Source organism: Halocatena salina (assembly GCF_023115355.1).
Taxonomy (GTDB): Archaea; Halobacteriota; Halobacteria; order Halobacteriales; family Haloarculaceae; genus Halocatena; species Halocatena salina.
Map to the genome: position 1 here is coordinate 346,842 of NZ_CP096021.1, position 22,764 is coordinate 369,605.

General features: G+C 54.9%; 21 protein-coding genes and 1 pseudogene. 16 read left to right on the top strand and 6 right to left on the bottom strand.

Annotation, left to right across the window (positions count from 1 at the left end):
* Positions 1-115 precede the first annotated feature (115 nt).
* Both fmdA (MW046_RS16815) and MW046_RS16820 read right to left on the bottom strand, forming a co-directional pair.
* Complete coding sequence (fmdA, locus tag MW046_RS16815) at positions 116-1,387, bottom strand: formamidase (protein WP_247995348.1); 1,272 nt, start codon at positions 1,385-1,387, stop codon at positions 116-118.
* Positions 1,388-1,520: 133 nt separating this feature from the next.
* A complete protein-coding gene (locus tag MW046_RS16820; RefSeq protein WP_247995349.1) occupies positions 1,521-2,045 on the bottom strand; it encodes an AmiS/UreI family transporter in 525 nt (174 codons plus the stop codon).
* Between the two features lie 828 nt (positions 2,046-2,873).
* On the opposite strand from MW046_RS16820, the gene fmdA (MW046_RS16825) reads away from it, so the two are divergent.
* Positions 2,874-4,133 carry a formamidase gene (gene fmdA / locus MW046_RS16825; protein ID WP_247995350.1) on the top strand — a complete coding sequence of 420 codons (1,260 nt, stop codon included), beginning with the start codon at positions 2,874-2,876 and terminating at the stop codon, positions 4,131-4,133.
* 143 nt (positions 4,134-4,276) lie between these two features.
* Here the strand turns inward: fmdA (MW046_RS16825) and MW046_RS16830 are convergent, their stop codons facing one another.
* From MW046_RS16830 to MW046_RS16840, 3 genes are all read right to left on the bottom strand, one after another.
* Entirely contained in the window at positions 4,277-4,543 is a 267-nt protein-coding gene (locus MW046_RS16830) for a hypothetical protein (protein ID WP_247995351.1), read from the bottom strand.
* Between the two features lie 123 nt (positions 4,544-4,666).
* Positions 4,667-6,370, bottom strand: a complete 1,704-nt coding sequence (gene thsA / locus MW046_RS16835; RefSeq protein ID WP_247995352.1) for a thermosome subunit alpha — start codon at positions 6,368-6,370, stop codon at positions 4,667-4,669.
* Positions 6,371-6,853: 483 nt separating this feature from the next.
* Complete coding sequence (locus tag MW046_RS16840; RefSeq protein WP_247995353.1) at positions 6,854-7,861, bottom strand: DHH family phosphoesterase; 1,008 nt, start codon at positions 7,859-7,861, stop codon at positions 6,854-6,856.
* A gap of 1,472 nt (positions 7,862-9,333) precedes the next feature.
* On the opposite strand from MW046_RS16840, the gene MW046_RS16850 reads away from it, so the two are divergent.
* The 12 genes and pseudogenes from MW046_RS16850 to MW046_RS19645 form a co-directional block, all read left to right on the top strand.
* Positions 9,334-10,650 (top strand): carboxylate--amine ligase, encoded by a 1,317-nt coding sequence (locus tag MW046_RS16850; RefSeq protein ID WP_247995354.1) that lies wholly within the window; start codon positions 9,334-9,336, stop codon positions 10,648-10,650.
* 92 nt (positions 10,651-10,742) lie between these two features.
* Positions 10,743-12,149, top strand: a complete 1,407-nt coding sequence (locus tag MW046_RS16855) for a sulfatase (RefSeq protein WP_247995355.1) — start codon at positions 10,743-10,745, stop codon at positions 12,147-12,149.
* Positions 12,150-12,464: 315 nt separating this feature from the next.
* Entirely contained in the window at positions 12,465-12,893 is a 429-nt protein-coding gene (locus MW046_RS16860) for a CopG family ribbon-helix-helix protein (RefSeq protein WP_247995356.1), read from the top strand.
* Between the two features lie 132 nt (positions 12,894-13,025).
* Positions 13,026-14,057 (top strand): ABC transporter substrate-binding protein, encoded by a 1,032-nt coding sequence (locus MW046_RS16865; protein ID WP_247995357.1) that lies wholly within the window; start codon positions 13,026-13,028, stop codon positions 14,055-14,057.
* Entirely contained in the window at positions 14,054-14,896 is an 843-nt protein-coding gene (locus MW046_RS16870; protein ID WP_247995358.1) for an ABC transporter permease, read from the top strand. Before MW046_RS16865 ends, MW046_RS16870 begins: the two co-directional genes overlap by 4 nt.
* The gene (locus MW046_RS16875) at positions 14,887-15,675 is read left to right on the top strand and encodes an ABC transporter ATP-binding protein (protein ID WP_247995359.1); all 789 of its coding nucleotides are present in this window, start codon (positions 14,887-14,889) and stop codon (positions 15,673-15,675) included. Before MW046_RS16870 ends, MW046_RS16875 begins: the two co-directional genes overlap by 10 nt.
* A gap of 97 nt (positions 15,676-15,772) precedes the next feature.
* Positions 15,773-16,048 carry a hypothetical protein gene (locus tag MW046_RS16880; protein ID WP_247995360.1) on the top strand — a complete coding sequence of 92 codons (276 nt, stop codon included), beginning with the start codon at positions 15,773-15,775 and terminating at the stop codon, positions 16,046-16,048.
* 133 nt (positions 16,049-16,181) lie between these two features.
* Positions 16,182-16,859, top strand: coding sequence for an energy-coupling factor ABC transporter permease (locus MW046_RS16885; protein WP_247995361.1), 678 nt, complete (start codon positions 16,182-16,184; stop codon positions 16,857-16,859).
* The gene (locus MW046_RS16890) at positions 16,859-17,182 is read left to right on the top strand and encodes a cobalamin transport operon protein (RefSeq protein WP_247995362.1); all 324 of its coding nucleotides are present in this window, start codon (positions 16,859-16,861) and stop codon (positions 17,180-17,182) included. The genes MW046_RS16885 and MW046_RS16890 overlap by 1 nt, the downstream gene beginning before the upstream one ends.
* Before the next feature lie 2 nt (positions 17,183-17,184).
* Positions 17,185-17,997: an energy-coupling factor transporter transmembrane component T family protein gene (locus MW046_RS16895; protein WP_247995363.1), complete on the top strand. Its 813-nt coding sequence runs from the start codon at positions 17,185-17,187 to the stop codon at positions 17,995-17,997.
* A complete protein-coding gene (locus MW046_RS16900) occupies positions 17,994-18,872 on the top strand; it encodes an energy-coupling factor ABC transporter ATP-binding protein (protein WP_247995364.1) in 879 nt (292 codons plus the stop codon). The genes MW046_RS16895 and MW046_RS16900 overlap by 4 nt, the downstream gene beginning before the upstream one ends.
* Positions 18,873-19,032: 160 nt before the next feature.
* Positions 19,033-19,145 (top strand): annotated as a pseudogene (locus tag MW046_RS19645) (CopG family ribbon-helix-helix protein); the annotation flags it as partial.
* A 7-nt stretch (positions 19,146-19,152) separates the two neighbouring features.
* Here the strand turns inward: MW046_RS19645 and MW046_RS16905 are convergent.
* Positions 19,153-19,584 carry a CopG family ribbon-helix-helix protein gene (locus MW046_RS16905; protein ID WP_247995365.1) on the bottom strand — a complete coding sequence of 144 codons (432 nt, stop codon included), beginning with the start codon at positions 19,582-19,584 and terminating at the stop codon, positions 19,153-19,155.
* Positions 19,585-19,681: 97 nt separating this feature from the next.
* On the opposite strand from MW046_RS16905, the gene MW046_RS16910 reads away from it, so the two are divergent.
* Genes MW046_RS16910 through MW046_RS16920 form a run of 3 tightly spaced genes read left to right on the top strand, consistent with a single transcriptional unit; the run spans position 19,682 to position 22,727 of the window.
* Positions 19,682-20,899 (top strand): GTP-binding protein, encoded by a 1,218-nt coding sequence (locus tag MW046_RS16910; RefSeq protein ID WP_247995366.1) that lies wholly within the window; start codon positions 19,682-19,684, stop codon positions 20,897-20,899.
* Complete coding sequence (locus MW046_RS16915) at positions 20,899-22,143, top strand: GTP-binding protein (RefSeq protein WP_247995367.1); 1,245 nt, start codon at positions 20,899-20,901, stop codon at positions 22,141-22,143. Before MW046_RS16910 ends, MW046_RS16915 begins: the two co-directional genes overlap by 1 nt.
* Complete coding sequence (locus MW046_RS16920; protein WP_247995368.1) at positions 22,143-22,727, top strand: MogA/MoaB family molybdenum cofactor biosynthesis protein; 585 nt, start codon at positions 22,143-22,145, stop codon at positions 22,725-22,727. Before MW046_RS16915 ends, MW046_RS16920 begins: the two co-directional genes overlap by 1 nt.
* The last annotated feature ends 37 nt before the right edge of the window (positions 22,728-22,764 follow it).

The following is a 22,764-nucleotide window of genomic DNA, read 5'->3' on the forward strand; positions in this document are numbered from 1 at the left end:
GCATGACAGCCGGGGGACCGGAAATCATTGAACAGCCCCTCTCGTTAACAGTCAATACGTGTGGTTGGCTAATTGGAACGTAACAAGATTGCTTCTCCCAATCGTTCGGACGGCATCATCCAAGCGGGTCATCTGTAATACTGATGTTGCCGCGGTCCTCGTGCTCGCCGAGACTTTCCGGGGAGATATCGAAATCGAACACTCCTTTCGGAAGCGCGAGGGTTGAGCAGGCATTAGGAACATCAACGACCCCGCTCTGTCGCCCCTCGATGGGAACCGTGCTCAAGAGGTGGTAGGCCTGCTGGCCGGTATATCCGAACTTCTTCAGATAATCGATCGCTTGAAGCGAGGCGCGCCGATAAGCAGTGTGCGAGTCGATATAGTGTTGTTCTCCGTCCTCTGTTACCGAATATCCACAGAAAGTGACATAGTCTTCGAACGTCGGCCCTCGATTCCCCGGCTCGAATATTGGGTGATCGACGCCGTACTTGTTCATGCCGTCTTTGACCACATCGAACTCGACATCGATGTATGCAGCCATCTCGATAGCGCCACAGAACGAGATTTCTCCATCACCTTGAGACGCGTGGAAATCCCCAATTCCGAACTTTGCGCCCTCCACGTAGACCGGAAAGTACACCGTGGACCCAATAGAGAGGTCCTTGATGTCGTGGTTTCCTCCGTGTTCACGGGGAGGAACGGTCCGTGCTGCTTCCTCTGCAGCCGCTTCAGCATCATCTGCGTCCATTTCCCCCATCAGAGCGCCTTCCTTCGTCGGGGGATTCGCAACTGGTGGTTCTGCTTCGCCGGTCGGATGATCGTGGGTCGATTCAGGATCTTTTTCGTGTTTGTCGATGAGTTTCTGCTCGCGCTCGTTCCACTCCTCGAGGAGTTCCTGATCCGGAGCACATCCAGCCAATCCAGGATGGATCTTTCCTTGATAACGGACATCCGGAATATGCCGGGACGAGACAGTGTATCCCTCGAGGTCCCAGATCGACTTCGCTGCATTGGGAAAATGATCGGTGAGGAATCCACCGCCGTTCTGTTGCGAAAACGTGCCTGTGAATCCGAATTCCCAACGGTCGTTGAGCGGCCCCATATCGAGGAACTCGACCTTCAGCAAGTCACCAGGTTCGGCACCGTTCACATGGACTGGTCCAGCGAGGTAGTGGACCTGTGTGAGATCCACGTCACGAATCTCGTTTGCGTTGTCGTTGTCCCGAATCTGCCCGCCGGTCCAGTCAAGCGCTTCGAGACGCATGGTCTCCCCTGGGTCGGCCTCAACGACAGCAGGAATATCCGGATGCCACCGATTGAAGGGGTTGGAACCGGGTTGCTCATCGGGCGAACTGTCCACGTCAACTTCGAATGTTACTTCGGGCATAGTTATCACCAATCAATGGACTCCGCGTATACATTTGGGACCTCCAATCTTAATAGTTATGTACAATAATATCTATTTAATTTTATAAACAAAGTATAAAAATGATATAATATATCGATAACATTCCTGTAATTCAGGCCCATGGCCAAAATCCAGCGGCCATGAGGTAACCAGCAGCGGCGGTTACTGTTCCGACAATTGTTGTGAATCCGCCGATCGATCCGGTGTATTCGGTACGTTCTAGTCCGAGAAGGATGAAGAACGTTGTCCACAGGACGGCCCAGATCCACCACAGAACTGCAAGCCCGACATCTCCATCCTGTAAGACGAGGAAACCCGTTGGTACAGCCACGACAGCGACGAAGGCACAGTACCAACCGAACGACCGTTGATCTTCGATTCCCCGATATGCGTTTACCCCAAGCCAGAGATACGTGAACGAAAAGAGCATCGTCCCTGCTGCTTGGAACGGTGTTCCTGCTGAAGCTTCTCCTCCAAATCCCCACCAAATTACGATTGCAAATGTGATGAGTCCAGTAAGGAGATTAAATATGGCAACATCGGAACCGTCACCACGGCCAAGTAACCAAATTCCATTCACGATGAGAACACCACCAACAAAGAGAAGTCCCATACCAAGAACGTCATACAACGCCATGTTGTGTTACCTCCCATCCTTTATCCATAGCTATTATCTGTATCAACAGCTTGTAGTATATTATAATTTTTTATCGTACCTTGTCGGAAAACACCGTCTACAGATGGCTATCCATGGACTATTGATCATTGAAACGATCCAGTGTCGCATAGGCAAACGCTACTAATTCGCGAATAAGTCATTACAAACGTATGTGTGTAATGGAAAGCATTGTGCTTTTTAAACATGGCTGTTGTTAGAGCATCAGCCAGTAGATGAGAGGTAACCAGAATTCTTGAAATTTCTGTACTACTGCCTCTGTACAGGGACGCTAGGCGGTTCACTGCCGAAGTAGAGGAAGCTTTACGTCATTCATCATGGCAGAGCCGTCAGTAGCACTGATGATGTCGAACGTAAGCTGGTAAACGATTACTAGCTAATGAGCCCGTTGGACACACCAATTTCGGAGGTGGCCGAGCAGTTATCCAGGGGTACCTATCACAGTTCACACACTCCTACGTGTGGTCGGTGCTGCCGTAGTAGTTATGCGCTTGCTGTGGTCGTTCGGGCGCAGACAGACACGTTCGTTCTCATTCCCTCACAACAACGACAGAGCTTTGGAAGAGTCGGGTCTCTACGGCCAGTGGCTGTGCTTGCCTGGTGGTGATCACCACGGTATGAGCGCGATCGGGTGGGGCCAAAGTTGTAGTCGGTCTGGATCAGAAAAGAAAATTTCCCGCATCCGAATCGTCCACTTTCTACCCCCTGTCTATTATTTATTCTTTCTATGATCAAGTGAATATTTACAACTATCTATAACTGCGTCTGAGTTGTATGTGAGCATGCATCATGCCAGAAACAGTATTTGAGGTCGACGTCGATGCAGATATCGACGAACAACCCGATCCGATCGTCAACCGCTGGCATCCTGATGTGCCACCAGCCGCGAGCGTAGAGCCGGGAGAGACGTTCAGGGTGGAACAGCTAGACTGGACGGGGAATCAAGTGCACAACGATGACAGTGCGAACGACATTCGAGACATGCGTCTCGATCCGAACCACCACTTGAGCGGACCGATTGAGGTCAAAGGGGCCGAACCAGGCGACGTACTGGTGGTCGACATTCTCGATCTCGGTCCGTTCCCCGACAACGAATGGGGTTTTACAGGTATCTTCGACTTGGAGAATGGTGGTGGATTTTTGACTGATCATTTTCCCGAAGCCCGAAAAGTCATCTGGGACTTCGATGGCGTCTACGCATCGTCCAGACACATCGACGACGTCCGGTTCCCAGGACTCGCCCACCCAGGGATCATCGGGACTGCGCCGTCACACGAACTTCTCGATGAGTGGAACGAGCGCGAACAGGCGCTCATCAACCGGGGACCCGAGGCGGAGACGGGCGTGAACCACGAGACCCGCGAGGATCAGCCCCCGCTCGCTCTTCCACCCGAGCCCAACGAAGTCCTCTTGGGTGACATGTCCGAGGATGAGGTGGAAGATGCCGCCGAAAAAGCCGCCCGAACGATTCCACCGCGTGAGAACGCTGGGAACTGTGACATCAAAAACCTGAGCCGTGGCTCACGAGTCTACATCCCAGTGTTCGTTGAGGGAGCTAACTTCATCGTTGGCGATCTACACTTCTCGCAAGGTGACGGCGAGATCACGTTCTGTGGTGCCATCGAAATGGCTGGCTTCCTCGATCTTCAGGTTGATCTCATTAAGAATGGTGTCGAGAGGATGGGAACCGACTACGCCATGTTCAAGCCGGGCTACCAGGATCCTCACTTCTCAGAGTACATCGTATTCGAAGGCTATTCCGTCGATGAGGACGGTACACAGCACTACAAGAACGCCAACGTTGGTCTCCGGCGCGCCTGTCTCGATGCCATCGACTATCTAACGAACTTCGGATACACGCGCGAGCAGGGGTACTTCCTGCTGAGCACGCTGCCCGTCGAAAGCCGAATCGCGGGTATTGTCGATCTCCCGAACACCTGTGTCACTGTGTCGGTTCCACAGGAAGCCTTCGATATCGACATCGATCCAGACACACTCACTGACGAAGCCGGCGTCGCGGATCGTGGCAGCGTCGCCAAGACATCGTAAGCGAGCGATTGTACACATCAGCGGACCTCTCCCCCTACGCTTTCTTGGAACCGTTCCGATCGGCGGAGAACGGCAGTGTGGCTGATGGTCGACATAGCTGGTGTATGAGTCAACAGTCCGTCGTAGTGCCCGCTCTCGCGGGATTACTCGCTGGCCCTCACTTGCATCCACCAGAGACGTTGATGGACGTTCCACTCTCCGCTTTGAAGGTTCTGCGATATCGTGTACCTGTTGCCCCGTGAGTCAACAACCGTGACGGAGTAGCGATCGGTGTCTACGATCTCCAGTGGTTCGTCGTGATCGTTGAACAGCAACTCGTCCCCTATCGAGGCGTTTCCGATACGCTTTGTGAGTGTCGCGGGCGAAAGTGCTTCGCGCCCGCTCTCATCAGTAGGATCGTTCGTGCCCATTTCGACCACCCGATGTACGTTCGTCTCGTGAATGTCTTTTCTGGTCCCCCTCAGACCCGATGATCATACGTTCTGAGACGAGCATACTCGGGCAAGCCGAGAAGACGACGAGACCGAGCGTAGCTAGTGCCCGTGTCCATGCCCGCCCATCGAATGTCCGATCGCCCACGGATACCCGTCCGTTGATGTGTGAACAGTATCGGAATCGTGCTCGTGTTCCTCATCGATGTCACGATCTGACGACGCCGCAATAATATCATCAATCCTTATAATTACGTTCGAAGCCTCCTGAGCGTTTGTGACCGCACGCTGTTTGATCGCTAGTGGCTCCAGCACTCCTGCAGTAATCATATTCCGAACGTCTCCCATTAAGACATCGAGTCCAGCGGTGTGGTCGCCTGCGTGCTGTCGGGTACGGAGATCGACGAGACTGTCGATCGGATCCATCCCGGCGTTTTTCGCGAGCGTTCGGGGGATGGTCTCGAGTGCGTCAGCGAATGCCATAACGGCCAACTGTGTTCGCCCTCTGACACCCGCGGCGTAATCGCGGAGGTCTGCTGCAAGCATGGCCTCGGTCGCACCACCGCCGGGAAGTACCTCTCTATGTTCTATAGCCAATTCGAGCGCGGCGATGCAATCCTCAAGAATCCGCTTCATCTCGGTAGTAACGTGTTCAGTCCCCCCACGGAGGAGAAGCGAGACCTGCTTGGAATCTGGGCCACCTGTAACGATCACCAGCTCCAGATCGCCGACCTGTCGACGCTCAACGACCTCCGCGAAGCCGGTGTCGGCGGTGGTGAGAAGGTCGATCGACCCCACATGCCGGGCGCCGGTTGCGCGCCCGAGTTTGAGCAGTTCGTCCTTCCGCGTTCGCTCGACCGCGAGGACGTTCTCACGTGCGAGGAGATGCCGGATCGGATCGTCAATGCTCTTCTGACAGAACACGACATCCGTGCCAGCGTCTTCAATCGTTGTGACACACTCCTCGTACACCTGATCCTCGTATTCGAGCAACGCCGAGCGTCGTTCGGGATCATCGAAGCTGACCGTCCCGAGTCCAGTGGCTGTCTCGACTGTCAGTTGGGAATCGATGAGCGCAATCGTAGCGTCTTCGATTCGTTGTGGAAACGCTGTGTCTGGCGACACCATAGATGTCGAGGAACGCTCCGTATCGATCACCAGTCCATCGATGACTTCTGAATCGCGAGAACTGCCGCCGGCGACGGCCTGTTGGGTGATGTTCCGACGATCGACGATCCCATCACGCTCGATCGCCTGCACCGCTCTGACAGCGAGGTCGGCGAGAAACCGGGCATCGTGATCGTCCCACTTGCCCGTAATGACTGTCTGAGCGATCTCTCGGAGCTGGTCGGGATCATCAGCGTCAATTCCGATCGTGGCTTGCCGCAGGGTTTCACACGCGCGCTTGGTTGCCAAGTGATAGCCATCAGAGATAGTGGTGGGATGAAGCCCCTGTTCGATGAGATCTGCTGCATTCCCAAGTAGTTCGCCCGTCAAGAGTACAGCAGTCGTGGTTCCATCGCCCATCGCGTCCTCCTGAGTTTCGGCCACACGAACTACCATCTCAGCGATCGGATGATCGATATCCATCCGGTCAAGAATACTCGCTCCATCATTCGTGACGACAATCTTCCCGTCCGAAGTGAGTAGCATCTTGTCCATACTCTTCGGCCCGAGTGTGGTCCGAATCGTCTCGGCGAGTGCCTGTCCTGCGGAGAAATTGGCGTGTTGGGCGTCTACACCTTGGAGACGTTCGGCGTCCTCGTTCACTGCCGGAAACAGTTGTTGGATGCTACCTCTCCTCATTGCAATCTCGTTCTACTACAACGACGGCACCTCATAAAAATATACCTCGTAATCGGCCCACCATCCTCCGGTTGAACGGTACACCACACACATCACCCACACCAATCATAATATTTTAATTCCATTATGATGATAAAGTGGGTGTGGTATGAATTGGTGTAGTACGTTACTGTAGGACATGAAAAGCAACAATCATAGGGGGAAGGGATGAACGACGTCACTCCACACCGTCCTCGGAATGGGATTATTGTTTGTCGGCGCGGTACTGATCGTAAACAGCATCGGTTGCTTGGGAAGATAAGCAGTCGTAATATGGCAGTAACAACCCCCAAGAATTATGAGTCCTGTCCACTTTTTTCTGTAGTAATGTCATTCGATCCCGACCGTGTGACGACGATTACGTTCGATTCGCACAGCGTCTATTCATGACTGATTACAGATGGTATAGATGATTCTAATCTAATACTACAACAATCATATCAATTAGACACCATTAGGGTGTAAGGCAGTAAAGAACCGTTCTGCGATGTTGGTAAACAGTAGATCGTACAGGGGCCCATCGTCCGAGAGCGTATCCCCGAAGATCCCGAGTGGAATCTGTGCCCCAGCCATATCTCGATGCCCGCCAGCGCTTCCGACGTCATCGAACGCATCAGCGAGGACCTCACCGAGATGGAGCTGCGGATCGATGGAGCGGGCGCTGAGTCGCACAGTATCCTCAACAACACCTTCGACAAGCACTGTGTCCACCCCTTCGAGATGTAACAGATAATCGGCTGCCTGAGGAAGCGCATCGGCCTCCGTCGTCCGTCCGACGCTAGTCACAAGTCGTGAGCCTCGTACCTCACGGCGGCGAATCGCCTCACTGATCGCATCGAGCGTCGCGGGCGTGTACGCTGCGCTGTAGAGTTGGTCGATCAGTTCGCTGTCGACATATGGGTGAATGAACGAAGCGGCATTGTATTCGCGTATCGTCGGCGATCGTGCGTGATCAAGCCGCTCTCGATGGAGCGCGAAGAGCAACGCGGAGGCAACCGTAGTAGATGGATCAAGATTCAACTCCTTGAGATAGTCGATCACGATCGTCGCCGTTGCACCGTAGTCCGGGCGTCGATCGACGAATCCAGCATCAGAAGTATCACTCACAGCGTGATGATCGATAATGATCTCAATAGAAAATTCGGAGGGATGGGGAAACTCCGGATCAAGTTGTGAATGGTCGACGAGCGCCAGCGATGAGTACTCGGAAATCGATGGAACAGCGGATGGATGATGGAGTGGAATATTGAGTAAATTAATGAACGCTCTATTCTGTTGGTGAGATACTTCCCCACAATATAATAATTTAGTATTGGATACACCTTCGCTGGATGCGATCTCTTCCAATGCGAGTGCACTTGCGATACAGTCGGGATCCGGATTCGCGTGGTTGACGATCGCAAGTGAATCACACTGCTGAAGTCGTGTAAGTAATTGATTGGTCTGCTCCATAGCAAATCACCCCCGTGGAGTATTCCCGGGTATGGCTCGGTTCAGCTCGTTGTTTTATTATTAGTCCACCAACAGTTGAGCTATAGATCCTTACACGCATAGACATTCGCTTGCTCGGTGGAAACTGGATAGAACACAGCACGCAAGATATAGACCGATCTATATATGTAACGCAGATACCCACCCCTAGTCTAATACGCCATATATTTAATAAATTTTTATATATGGATAATGTATTCCGGTATGATACTCGATCTAGGTTATTCGGCGCAGTGTCTTCTCAGAGTGCTCGCTGGATTTGGAAAATATCTGACATCGACAGAGATGTTCATCGGTGATTCCGTGCCCTTCGATGGAGAGCTGACTATCGGGAAGCGTGGTTCGGCTGGGTTCGCTCGACTGTCCACCTCAGCCAGCCATCGGTATACAAACCGAACGAACTACACCTTTAGATCGGTCAAAACGACGGCGTTAGTAGATTGCGAAACCAGTACCGTATTGGAGTTCACTGTTCGACGAAGTAGCCACACGACACCCACGTCAAGCGGCAGGAACTCACACGGAATCTCAAACCGACGACAGACCGTTATCACTGACGGTCAGGGGTCGAGGCCATCTTCTTTGCGCTCAAGCAACGGTACGGTAACGTGCTCCCGGCTCGAACATGGTTCGGACAGTTCCGAGCACTCGTTTTCGAAAGCGACTGTGAGAACGTCGAACTTATTTCTTAACGATACTGATAACTACGCTACCGAACGTCCCGAACGACCACAGAACGAAAGCAACACGACTCGGCGAACCACCGCAAGCAATAGCGTGTCGTGGCGCGCTGTCACGGCTGACCTACAGGAGAAGCGCTGAGATCTTTTGCAGAAGCTCTTGGACTACCACCTCCGAAAGTACGCTAGAAACACTGGAGATGGCGGGTCGTTTCACATGCAACAGTGGTGGGTTCCGGTTCGAAAAACAGGGTATCTCCGTTTGAGCGGGACATCGGGATCGGCTTACTCATCGACGGACAGGGACGACCGATGACACCTGTACACACCGGATCGCCGTTGTTGTCCGCCCGATAGCGCGAGGATTCCCATATGCAATCGTAGGAATGTAATCAGCCTGAATACGTAGCTGTTTCTGTGGCTGTTATGTGCTATGTGCTCTATGAACATGTTCATTTGCACCAAGAAGGCAGATCGCTGTCCTGCGACGCTGGTGTCATTTCAACGTCGATCCGTATGTCGAGGAGGTGGTGACTGACTAACTATTCCTTACCCGAGAGCGTTCCCTTATTCAACGTCCTACGTTCAAATGGAATTAATATTTGGATATCAATGTCGCGTCTGAATTAGCCTCTAAATTACAATACTGTATACTGGTGTTGTGGGATACGTTGCGTTCTGGGGGAAGGTTGTATCGGAGAATGATCGACAGCGAGTGATCGCGGAAAACCCCGGAAAAACGGGGAACCAATCATGAAGGTTCTCGTCCTCGACAGCAATGGGCAGGCGGCCCTCAGCATCGTTCGGTCGCTTGGCAGACACGGCGTCCGTGTTACCGCCGGAACGGATAGACGGTTCGCCCTGGGGCCGATATCGAAGTATGCGACGGATGCATACATCCACCCAGATCCGGACGATAACTGCTACGCCTTTCTCGACCATCTTCGAACGCACTTAGCGGACAACGACTACTTCGCGGTCGTTCCAGCTACGGACAAGACGACAGCGTTGTTGTCCCGACACAAAGCCGACCTCGAACGAACGGGGACGGTCGTCGCTACTGAGGATTGGGAAACCTTCTCGCTCGTGTATGACAAGGCGAACACGTTCGATCTCGCCGCAACACTCGATGTTCCGATCCCGGCGACGTTTGCTCCGGAGTCGCCGGCCGATCTCGATCGGATCCGAGATGAACTGTCGTATCCGGCGGTGATCAAATCACGGAGCAAGAGCATATGGACCGAGAACGGGGAACATGAGTTACGCCGCGTCGACGGCTCCCATTACGTTCACTCGCCGGATGATCTTTGCTCGACCTACGAAGCGTTTTACACGGCGAACGACGCGTTCGAGGAGTACCCACCGTTGATCCAAGAGTACGTCCCCGGCGAGACCCAGACCACGGTCGTCTTGGCCGACGAGGGCGAGATTCTCGCACACTTCCAAGAGCGACGGCTCCGAACTGATCCTCCGAGTGGTGGGAACTCGACACTGCTCGATGGGGTCCGAAGCCAACGGATGTTCGAGTCCGCTCGGTCGCTGATCGAACGATTGGAGTGGACCGGGCCGGCACAGGTCGAGTTCATGAAGCGGCCCGATGGAGAGTTTCGGCTCATCGAGGTTAATGGCCGGTACTGGGGATCGCTCCCACTCGCAATAAACAGCGGGGTTGACTTTCCCTGGTTGCACTATCGACTGTTGCGCGGCGAGCGTCCAAAGGCGATCGGGAGCTATCGGACGGATGTCGTCCAACGGCGCTTGCTGTACGGCGATCTCAACTGGCTCCAACACCACCTCGCAGAAGGTGAACTCCGTGCGGTTGGACCGTTCTGCCGGGACTTCGTCGGTCCAAAGCACACATTCGTGTCGATCGATGATCCGTTGCCTACCGCTATCGCACTCGGACAGATGGTCGAACTTGGCGCCGGATGGATCGGAGAAACGCTTCGACCGAAAACGTCCGAGCTCGGGCAGATGGTTCGCTCACACATGACCAGCCACAAGGGCCTATTCGACGGCCGACGCCTCACTGGGATCGTTCATGACGAGCCGAACCGCCCCACATCTTAATTAGAAGAGTCGTTTCAGCTTCGCGCCGTAAGCGCACGACAGCGCAACTCAGTCTGGAATTGGCGACCGAACATGCCACACCAACACCCCCAATGACGAACATCATCTGGATCACGATCGAAAGTACTCGGGCGGACCACACGTCGCTCCACGGCTACGATCGAGACACGACGCCGAATCTCCGACGCATCGCTGACTTAGATACCAGCCGATCGTTTTCACAGTGTATGAGTCACGGGATCTGGACGCGTTCGTCGATCGCATCGCTTCTCACTGGAACCTGGCCTTCCCGTCACCGGGCAGGGATGGACAGCGAACGAATCCCTGCCAGTCTGAAGACCGTTCCTGAACTACTGAGCGCGGAAGGGTATCACACTGCTGCTATTTCTCCGAACGCTAATTTGAGTTCGGCGACTGACCTCAACCGCGGGTTCGACGATTTCGTCTGGCTCGATAAGTCGACTATTCTTGATGAAGTGAGCAAAACGACTATCCTTAAAAATCTGGTCAACATCAGGACCCATGGAGGTGGGGTGACGAGCGACACGAGGCGGCACAATACGGGATATATGATGGAAGAGATGGCCAAGCGGCGGCTTCGATCGTTTACGAACTCGAATGAACCGTTTTTTCTGTACTTGCACTTTGGCGACCCGCACCACCCGTATTACCCGCCGCTTCCGACACTGAAACGAGAGGCCAACCGTCTTAGCCTCACTCCGAAAGAAGCCGGAGAGCTCGCCCTCCATCATCATTCCCACATCGATGAACTCATCGCGCAGGGATGCCCGTACACGGAAGGGGAATGGAGAACGCTCACAGCATTGTACGACGGAGTTATTGAATACGCCGACAGGCTCGTCGGAGAACTCTTCGACTACACCACAGCACTGAATCTCGACGATACGATCGTCGTCATCACGGCCGATCATGGTGAGTCATTCGGAGAACAGGGACTACTCGGGCACAGAATCGGCGTGCATGATGGACTTATCCATGTTCCACTCGTTATATATGGTTCGGAGGAGGCGCTAAACTACGAGGGGGATATGATACAGCATATCGACGTCATGCAGACGCTCCTCAAAGAGATCGGCTCCGATATCAGTCAGTTTCAGGGAATCGATCTCAGCACCGAGATACGAACGCACACCATCACACAGCGGGGTGCACGTCGCTGTCAAAAGCTCCTCGACATCTATCGGGACCGTAATCCTGAGTTCGATGTCGCACGGTACCACCCTGGAACACTTACCGTCATTCGAACAGCCGAATTTAAATATTTGAAGGGTGACAACAGCTCCAAACTCATCCGGTTACCGGATGAAAACACGGACGTGACCGCTCACTATGACGGGGTTACCCAACGACTCGACAAGAAACTAACTCGATGGTTGGAGAGCGACGGAACGCCGATCACCGAATCCGAATCAGTCGACGGAGCGTTCACCGAAGCGATGCGCGAGCAACTTACCGATCTCGGCTACTTTGTCGACTGATACCGTAGCTGTGACAATCGTGCCCCGCTCGGAGAAACGATTACGATCGTGATAGCCACACGACAAACACGGCTGCTATCGCTGTAAAACGGTCCTAGAGATGGTCTGTACATGAAAATGAAACGTGGAAATCGTACTGGTTGGAATCGGCAACGGTAAAAAACAGCGTGAGTTCCTGTCTCTGCTGATGGATGGCTGCTACTTTAGCAGTGTTCTCGGGTCTATGACGGGATCGAAGACACTCCCATCTATCCAACATCAAATACTGTAACTAGAATAATAATGTTTAATAATACCCGACCACTAGATTGCTATATGAGTGTTGTCAGCGTCTCGATGCCTGAAGCGTTGCTTGAACGAATTGATCAGTTTGCGGATGACCACGGTTACACCGGTCGGAGTGAGGTTCTCCGTGAAGCGAGCCGTAATCTGCTTGGTGAGTTCGAAGATAAGAAACTCGAGGATCGTGATTTACTGGGTGTCGTCACGGTCGTATTCGACTACGAGACAACGAGTGTCGAGGAAAAAATGATGCGCCTCCGGCACGAGCACGAGGAGATCGTTACCTCGAACTTCCATAGTCACGGCGGTAGCCATCACTGTATGGAGCTATTCGTCCTTGAAGGATCGCTCGAAGATATCTCCACATTTGTGGGGAAAGTTCGAGCCACAAAAGACACACTCACCATAGATTATTCGGTGCTGCCTGTCGATGATTTCGGACCGCTCGCCGACATAAACTGATTCTATCGTCGGTTCGTAGATGTAGCTGAGATCAACATCTAGTACTCTCCATCTGGAGATTTCAGATGATATTAACAACCCACCCCTGAATCGCAGAGATTATTATAATCTACACCAATATTAGCAACACCGATGAATCATATTACACGACGGAGGATGCTCCGAGATGTCGGCGCAACTGCTGTCATTGCTCCGGGTCTCACCGGTTGTCTCGGCCGGAGTGATGGAAAATCGCTTGACTCCATCACAGTCGCCTACGTTCCGATCTATCCGAATATGCAACACTATGTAATGGAGGAAGTAGGATATTACAACGACATACCGACTGATGTCACTGTCGAGCGCTTCAGCGCTGGTCCAAACGTCGTGAAGGCGTTCGCTAGCGGTGATGTCGACGTTGCAATGTTCGGCATCACTCCAGCAATGGTACTTGTCGACAAGGGCACTGAAGCGGGCGTCCTCGCAGCGAACTCCCGGAACGGGTTTAAGATCATGGCAACGAGTTCAGTTATTGACTTGTACAAACAGAAGGGACCTGCCGCATTCGAGCAATTTGAGGAGGAACACGATCGGAAGATTCGATTTGGTGTACCACCGGATGGAAGCGTCCCAGATGTCGTCCTACGGTACTGGATTCAGGAAGACCTCGGGGTAGGTGAGATGGAGTCCGTCATCCACAAGTCGAACGTTCCGCCAGCACAGGCAGTTCAGGCGATCCAGTCGGGAGATATCGATGCAACGATCATCCAAGAGCCGTTTGCGACAATCATCAACCAAGACGACGGGTTCGGCGAACTCACGTGGTCCGGTACTATCCTAGAGAGTCATCCAGTAACGGTGCTGTTCGCGAATCAGCGGGTTATCGACGCGAGCGATGTCTCACGGTCGCTGGTAGAACAGCACATAGCAGCGACCGAGTTTACAGCGGGCTCACCGGATGCATCAGCCAGTCACGCTGCATCGATTATTGGATCTGGTGTGAATGAAGCCCTCGCCAAGGCTGCCATGGAGTCGCGTGCGTCTGATTTCCTCTCGAATCCCCATTCGATCACCGACCAAGCGGTGACGATGGGCGAGTTCGTCGCGAACGTTGGAAACATCTCCGGTTCGGTTGCGGCGAAGGACCTGTTCGCCTTCGAAGCCTACGACGCGGTCCAATCATGAGTTTGCATACAGACCCCAGTACTGCCGTGGTTGACGGTTCTCGATTCGAGGGTGACGTACAACGATATCTTCGCGGTGTCGGTGGATTCAGTATGTTTCTCCTCGTCTGGTGGATCGGTGCGGCAATGACCCACCCGTCGTATCTGGTACCGGGACCTGCAGACTCGGTACGGGCATTCCTCGATTTGTTTGCAACCTCGACTGTGATTGTCGTTCCTATCGCTGGTTCGGAGGTTGTTCTTCCGACGGGCCTCGCTCATCTCGCACAGACCCTATTTCATTACGTGCCCGGGTTACTTCTCGGCGCAGCCGGGGGTATCAGCCTTGGACTAGCGATGGGCTGGAACAAACTCCTCGACGACTGGCTACAGCCGCTCGTCCGGGTGCTTCGTCCGATTCCACCCTTGGCTTGGGTCGTCTTCGCGATCGTCTGGTTCGGAATTCACCATACCGGCGCAGCGTTTATCGTCTTTGTCGGCGCATTCTGGATCAACTTCTATGGTGCCTATGGTGGTGTCGAGGACGTGTCGGGAGAATTGATCGACGCCGCGTCGACGCTCGGTGTGGAACGTGATCTCTCGATGCTGAAGCTCGTCGCGCTGCCAAGTGCGGCACCACAATTGCTGACGGGCTTCCGGACGAGTATTGGCCGGTGCTGGATGATCGTCGTCGGTGCGGAACTGTTCGGCGCACCCGGTGTCGGATACGAGATCATCAACGCATCGAACAACCTTGCGATGGCGACCAGTGTCGCCTATATGTTCCTCATCAGCCTCGCCTTCCTTTGCATGGACATCGGCTTCCGACTCGTGGAACGGAGGATACTCGCATGGCGCTGAGCGATACGTCACCTACGACGGAAGAGTCTAGACAGAAGATCACTGTCCGGAATATCAGTAAGAAGTACGAGTCCGTCCACGCACTCGCCAATGTCTCGTTCTCGGTTGCGAACGGAGAGTTTTGCTGTGTTGTCGGTCCGTCGGGGTGTGGAAAAACGACGCTGTTGCGGACGATCGCCGGGCTTGACGATCCTGACAGCGGCTCCATCCTGATCGACGAGCAGTCGATCACTGAACCTGGGCTGGATCGAGGAATGGTGTTTCAGGAGTACGCACTGTTCCCGTGGCGGACTGTCCGTGGGAACATTCGCTTCGGCCTCGACCGTCCCACGTGTGACTGCCCGGACTGCGCGGCGCGGGTGCGGGAGCTGATCGACCTCGTCGGACTCGAAGGGTTTGAGGACGCGTACCCGAAGGAGCTGTCCGGGGGAATGAAACAGCGCGTCGGTATCGCCCGCGCTCTTGCTGTAGATCCGGAGATTCTGTTGATGGATGAACCGTTCGCGAGCGTCGACACTCGGACACGCGACCGTCTACATACCGAACTGCTTGATATTTGGACACAGACGGAGAAAACCGTCGTATTCGTCACTCATGACATCGACGAAGCCGTAAGGCTAGCTGATCGAATCATCGTCATGGCAACAGCCCCCGGCACTGTTCGATCAACTCTCACTATCGATCTGAATCGCCCACGTGAGCGGACTGCTCATACCTTCGTCGACTACGTTGCACGCATCAGAGATGAACTCACCAGCCCACCGGATGCTGATCGTTGATGCCCGAACCCGGATAGTTATTGAAATAACTATCTCATAACCACTATTTCCATCATAAATATGAGATATTTAATATATAGTTATTGTGATATCTGTGGTGGTGGAACGACTTCGGGGCGACCTCGAGCGGTTTGCCGAAGAGCACGGAGACAGCGGACGAAGCGAGATTACTATCTTTGCATATGATGCACTCGAAATCGAACTCGCTGGCAACACAAACTGTGTTGAAACGTTCGCCATCGAAGCCGAGTACGCGGATGTCTCACGCTTTATCGCGACCGTTCGAGGAACCGATGCGTCTGTCTCTGCTGAATATACGGCCATACTGATCGATGTGGTGAGCACTGAGATCGTAGAGCACGTAACGGAGTAGAGTAATCAGTGAAAGGGGTTGGGGTACGAAACGTTCCTATCAACATTGTCTCTACAGATCCCTTAAGATTGTTAATCGATGTTCTTGAAGAGGGCAACTTTATTATATTCGCCATCAGAATTACCAAGCAGCCATGGCACACATTCATCTCGGAGAAGGATCGTTCCCGCTGTGGGCACTGATCGTCTGGACTCTGCTCGGCGTCGGGCTGATTGGCGCTGTCGTTTATCGGATCCGAAAAGGCGGCATCAAAACACACCAGATCGCGCTCGCTGGAATCGGGACGGCCGCGAGTTTCGCGGTTTTCCAGCTGAATATCCCCGTGTGGGGCGGCGTCCACATGACCCTCACAGGTCTCGTCGGCATCCTCGCCGGTCCGCTCCTCGGAGCACTCATCGCGCTGGTCGTGAACATCTTCTCGGCGGCACTCGGTCACGGTGCTGTCGGTCTGCTCGGCGCGAACACGTTGGTCAACGCCACTGAAGCCATCGTCGCGTATTATGCGTTCAAAACGCTGATTCGGATGGACTGGAACAGCTTCCCAGCGAGTGCGAGCGCCGCAACGCTCGGCCTGTCGGCTGGGGCGATCTTGATGGGTGCAATCATCGTCATTAGTGGTGTGAACGGGAGCACACTGCCCCGTGGTGACCTGACCATTGCAGTTGCCGGACTCGTTGGGCTCAACCTCGGCGTCGCCGTCATCGAAGGAATGCTGACTGGGTTCATCGTCCAGTTCCTCGCGTCGGTTCGTCCCGATCTTGTCGGTCTCGGCGACCACGCTAGGGAGGAGTCTGCGGGGGTGATGCTCTGATGCAGCGCTGGAAGCAGTATGGTGGGCTTGTCGGCCTGTTCGCGGGCTGTTTGGCCGCCGGACTGTGGGGCTTCACGTCGACTGGCGGCGCACTCCCGTGGGCCAAGCGGTCTGCAAAGACGCTCCAACGTGGCGTCCAAGACGGCGGTGGCACACTCATCGACCTCAACCGGGGAATCATCATCGCTGGTCCTATTCGGAAAGGTGGGATGATGCTCGAATTCCTCGGGGTCGTTGTCCTGCTCGCCGTCATCGGAATCGGACTATATATCTACGTTGATCGCTACAGTGGTCTCGACGAAGAGGAGAGCGCGGCTCAATAATCGTGACGACACTCTCAAACCACGTTCCCGACCCACGGCTCATCACGGCGTTTGCCGAGCGTCGCGACGGACCACTGCATCGCATCAACCCATGGACAAAAGTCGGAATCGTTGGCGCACTCGTCCTCGCGGTTACGGTGTTCGACCGGCTCGTCCTGCTGTCCGGACTGTACGGGGCAGTCCTCCTCGTTTATGGCCTCGCGGGCCTCCCGTATGGCCGGCTGGCAGGCTGGTACGCCTTTCCGATGTTGTTTATCGTCTCCGTCGCTGGTCCGCTTGCCTTTCTCGAACCGGGGGTGCCGATCGGTGGTGCGCTCTCGACGCCTCTCGGTGCGCTCTCGATCACGTGGGGTGGCGTAGTCTTGTTCGCAGAGCTCAGCTTCCGGTCGCTGACGGTCGTCACGTTCGCGCTGACGGCGTCGATGACGACGACGTACACTGATGTCGCCTACATACTCGGTCGATTGCTCCCCCGACCGATCGATCAGATCGCACTGCTCACGTATCGGTTCACGTTCGTCATAATCGAGACGTTGGAGGACCTGGTGAAGGCTGCGCTCTCCCGGGGGGCGAACTTCTCGGAGTTCTGGTCGAACAAACGCCTCTACGCCAGGATTCTCGGCATGACGATGTTGTCGGCAATCGAGCAGTCCGAACGGCTCGTCACGTCGATGGAAGCCCGCGGCTACGACGGTGACATCACGTTGTACGGTGACGTCCCGCGGCCACCCGTCCACGAACTCCTCCTGGTCGTCGGGTCATACGTCGCCATCGTCGGATACACAGCAGTCACGATGGACGGGGGAGGGCTATGAGCCAAGACGAATCACCGCTCGTTTATCTCCAGTGTGGCGCCCACACCTACCCGGACGGGACCGTCGGGATGCACGACATCGAGTTCAGCGTCTATCCCGACGAGGTCATAGCACTGGTCGGCGGCAACGGCGCTGGCAAATCGACACTGCTTGAACATCTGAACGCGACGCTCGTTCCTGACGATGGCGAACTGGTCGTCGATGGAACGCCGATCACCGAGGAGAACAAAGCTCACGCGCGAAAGGAAGTCGGATTCGTCTTCCAGGATGCCGACACACAGCTGGTTGCCCCCACGGTGTTGGACGACGTGATGTTCGGTCTCCAGAACTACGGCGTTCCCGGTGACGAAGCGAAAGGACGTGCCAGGGAGGCGCTCACGACCGTCGACGCGAGTCACCTCGAAGATCGGATCCCGCACTACCTGAGCGGCGGCGAAAAACGGCTCGTCGGTCTCGCTGGTGTACTCGTGCTCGAACCGCGGGTGGTCGTCCTCGACGAGCCGCTCGCCGGTCTCGATCCCGAGCGGTCGCGACTGGTCGCAGAGCGCATCCACCAGATCCACGAGGACGGTATCAGCGTCGTCCTTTCGACACACGACCTCGAATTCGCCGCTGAGGTCGCTGATCGGGTCTGCGTGATGGCTGACGGCAATATCATCGGGAGGGGAACGCCGAGTGAAGTGTTCTACGACGACGTGCTGTTGGACGAAGCAAATCTGCATCCACCGAGTTCGGTTCGCGTGGCCCGCGATGTGGGATTGGATGCGACCGTACAGCCAGTGACAGAAGATGATCTCGTGGCACTTCTCACGGACATAGCCGTCGATTCGGAAACGATTCAGACCCGCTCACTCGATGGCAGCGGTCACGACTGACAACGCTCCTTGGTACCTCGCATTACTTCCTCGGCAACTCGAGACAGTTAACCGACAGTACGCCTGAGTGATCGTTGCGATCAATCTCGCGGGAACAACGTTCGGCTTCTGGTACTACCTACATCCCGCAGTTCAGGTTCGAACCCGTTGTGGCGGTGTCTTGAAATTCCTCTTTTGCCGTGACCTGCAGAACGTATAGGAGAAATCACGTATCGACTGCGCGATTTCGATGCAGTGAGTCGAGTCAAACTGATGCTCCTCGCTGAGCACTAAGGCGTACTCAAGACTGGATAGAATGATCGGGGAGATCCTCAGCGAGTGACGTGATCGAGTAGTCCACCGCTCGGACATCGGAAACTGACCGAACGGTGTTAACGAACCCTGATATCTCTTCGACACTCCCCTCTAAGACGAATAGTTCTATACAGTACTGCTCTCCGACGTGTGCATGAGTGGTCGCGGAGACGGTGGAATCGTTCTCATGTCGTATGCCTCTGAGACGCTGTTGAACCGTGAGTTGACAGTATTCGAAAATAACTATCACTGTGCATATGTGTAACTGACCGTCAATCTCTCGCCGCTGAAACTCCTCGAGGAGCGTTCGTGTACCTTCGCGTACGACCTCACTACGGCCGCTATACCCATGTTCGTCAGCAAAGGAATCGATACGAGCCAGCAACGCTTCGGACATCGAGATGCTAGCGATAGTCATATACTAATATAGGCCCCTAAGTTAATATCTTTTGTTATGCTGTATCCCACAGAACATAATAATTAGTATTTTAGTGGGGCAGATTCATAAACCGAGTATGGTGTCGAACAACACCCCGATTCCAGTAACGATTTTGAGCGGAAGCCTCGGTGCCGGCAAGACGACGACGCTCAACAACGTCCTCAACAGTGAGCGAGAACTGAACGCCGCTGTCGTCATCAACGACATGGGTGAAGTGAACATCGACGCCGACCTCGTTGAGCGTGAGTCAGAGCTCTCTCAGAGCGACGAGGAGATCATCGAACTGTCGAACGGGTGCATTTGCTGTCGGCTTCGTGGAGACATGCTAGACGAGGTCGGTCGGCTGGCCAAAGAGCGTGACTTCGAGTATCTACTCGTCGAATCATCTGGAATCAGCGAACCGATTCCGGTCGCACAGACGTTCGCTCGTGGATTCGAAGACGCGGAGTTCGACCCCACTGGCGTCTACGAGCTCGACACGATGGTCAGCGTCGTCGACGCGCACAGCTTCTGGCAGGGATTCGATTCGGGACAGGCACTCACGGACGACTCCATCGATCCCCAAGGCAATCGCGTCCCGGAAGAAGCACTCATGGACCAGATCGAGTTCTGCGACGTCCTCCTGTTGAACAAATGCGATCTTGTTCCTGAAGAAGAACTGGAGGAGATGGAAGCGGTACTGCAAGCACTCCAACCCCGAGCGCAGATCATTCGAACCGAACACGGCGCGGTTGATGCCGCGGAGATTCTGAATACGGGACGATTCGACTTCGAGCGGGCCAGCCAATCCGCTGGATGGAAGCGCGAGCTACAGGACGGTCACCATCATGAGGCCGCTGCCGAGGAACACGGGGTTACGTCGTTCGTGTTCGACGCCGACCGACCGTTCCATCCCGACCGAATCGCGCGTCTGTTCGCCGATCTCCCGGAGGGTATCGTTCGAGCCAAGGGATTCTTCTGGTCGGCCGGTCGTGAGGACATCGCAATGGGTCTCGACAAGGCAGGACAGTCCGTTCGAGCCGGGCCGAGCGGAACCTGGATTGCTACCCTCCCCGAGGCCGAGCAACAGCGCTATTTCGCGATCCGTCCCGGCATCAAAGACGACTGGGACGAGCACTGGGGTGATCGCGGTATCGAACTCGTGTTCATCGGCCGTGAATTCGATGAGGAGTCATTGATCCGACGACTGAACGACTGTCTCCTCTCGGATGCGGAGATGGATGAGGACTGGAGAACGTATCCGGATCCGTTCGGTTCCGATGAACAGCGCGAACTGGCGCTGGCCAACAACTGATGAGCATCGACGATCAACCCCCCGTCACGATCCTGAGTGGCGGGCTCGGGGCCGGAAAGACGACACTACTCAACCACCTCCTCACCGTCGGCAGTGAACAGTACGACATCGCCGTCCTCGTCAACGACGTCGGTGAGGTGAACGTCGACGCCGATCTCATCGAGAACGGCTCCGAACTCTCGATTGACGATGGAGGCGTCACCGAACTCTCTAACGGGTGTATTTGCTGTGGCCTTCAAAACGAACTTGATCAAGAGTTGAAACGTCTCGCTCTCGATGAGGAGTTCGATTACCTGGTCATCGAAACCTCAGGTATCAGCGATCCAGTTCCGATCGCACAACGGTTCGTCTCACCAGCGCGTGCTTCCGCGCTGTACGAACTCGATACGACCGTCACCGTGGTCGATGCCCACCAGTTTCACCAAACGTTCGTCCTCGGCAACCCACTTAATCCGACTGACGACGCTCGACCACTCTCAGATTTGCTCGCCGAGCAAGTCGAGTTCTGCGATGTTCTCGTTCTCAACAAATGCGATCTCGTCTCTGAGAAGGAGTGCGAGGAGGTAGAACACGTCGTCCGAACATTCCACCCTGGAGTAGACATCGTCCAAACGACTGAAAGCGCCATCGAACCGGATCGAGTCCTCGGGACGGGACGATTCGATAAGGAGGAGACGAGTAATGCTGCCCGGTGGAAACAGGCAATTTCCACCGGTCACGAGGACGACACAGACGCCGAGACGGAGACACACGACCACGATCATCTCCACCCACCCGAGGAGTTCGGTGTCGATTCGTTTGTCTACGAGCGTCATCGACCGTTCCATCCCGAGCGGTTCCATGAGTGGCTCTGCTCGCTCCCTGACTCCGTCATCCGGGCGAAAGGGCACTTGTGGGTTGCTGGACGCGAGCGCTACGCCCTCAACCTGAGCCAGGCAGGAACACAGACTCACGTCGACGTCAACGGTCGGTGGGCGGTGACGCTCCCGGCGTTCGAGCGTGAATCCTACCGTGAATCGCGGCCACATCTCCACTGGGACGAGCAGTGGGGTGATCGGGAAGCAAAACTCGTCTTCATTGGTGCAGAGATGGACGACACCGCCATCATCGACGCTCTCGACGAGTGTCTCCTCTCGGAGACGGAGATCGACGAAAACTGGGACGTGTTCGCAAATCCGTTCCCGGGAACGATGGAGTGGTCCCACCCCCCGATCGAACAACGCCTCGTGGTAGGTGAACAGTAGTGAGCGGAAGCGACCACGAACTCTCCGCGATCGAAGATCGGCGGACGACCGACACCGACGGGCACGACTGTATCGACCCGATCGGCGTGGCCATCGTGACCGTGTCTTCGTCTCGCAGTGAAACCGGCGAGAAGCCATCGCTCGATTCCAGCGGCGATACCATCGCGAATGTCCTAGAAAGCGCAGGACATGTCGTCACACATCGTCGAATGGTTTCGGACGACTACGTTCAGATAAAGTCGACTGTGAGCGAGTGCCTAGATCAACCGGATGTCGATGTCGTTGTGACAACAGGTGGAACAGGCGTCACTGTTGACGACATTACTCCAGATGCAGTCGAGAATCTCTTCGACCGCGAACTGCCGGGCTTTGGAGAAGCGTTCCGGTGGCTCTCGTGGGAAGAGGTTCGGACGCGTATCGTCTCAACCCGTGCGACCGCAGGTATCGCCCGTGATGTTCCAGTGTTCGTGCTACCCGGAAGTGAGAATGCCGTCCGGCTCGCCACAGTAGAGATTATCTCCGAAGAAGCTCCGCATCTCGCTGGACTTGCAACCCGACACATGGCTAGTGAGTGCGATGAGTGAGAACACGACCCGGTGCTCGGATTCGTATGGCGGGTGG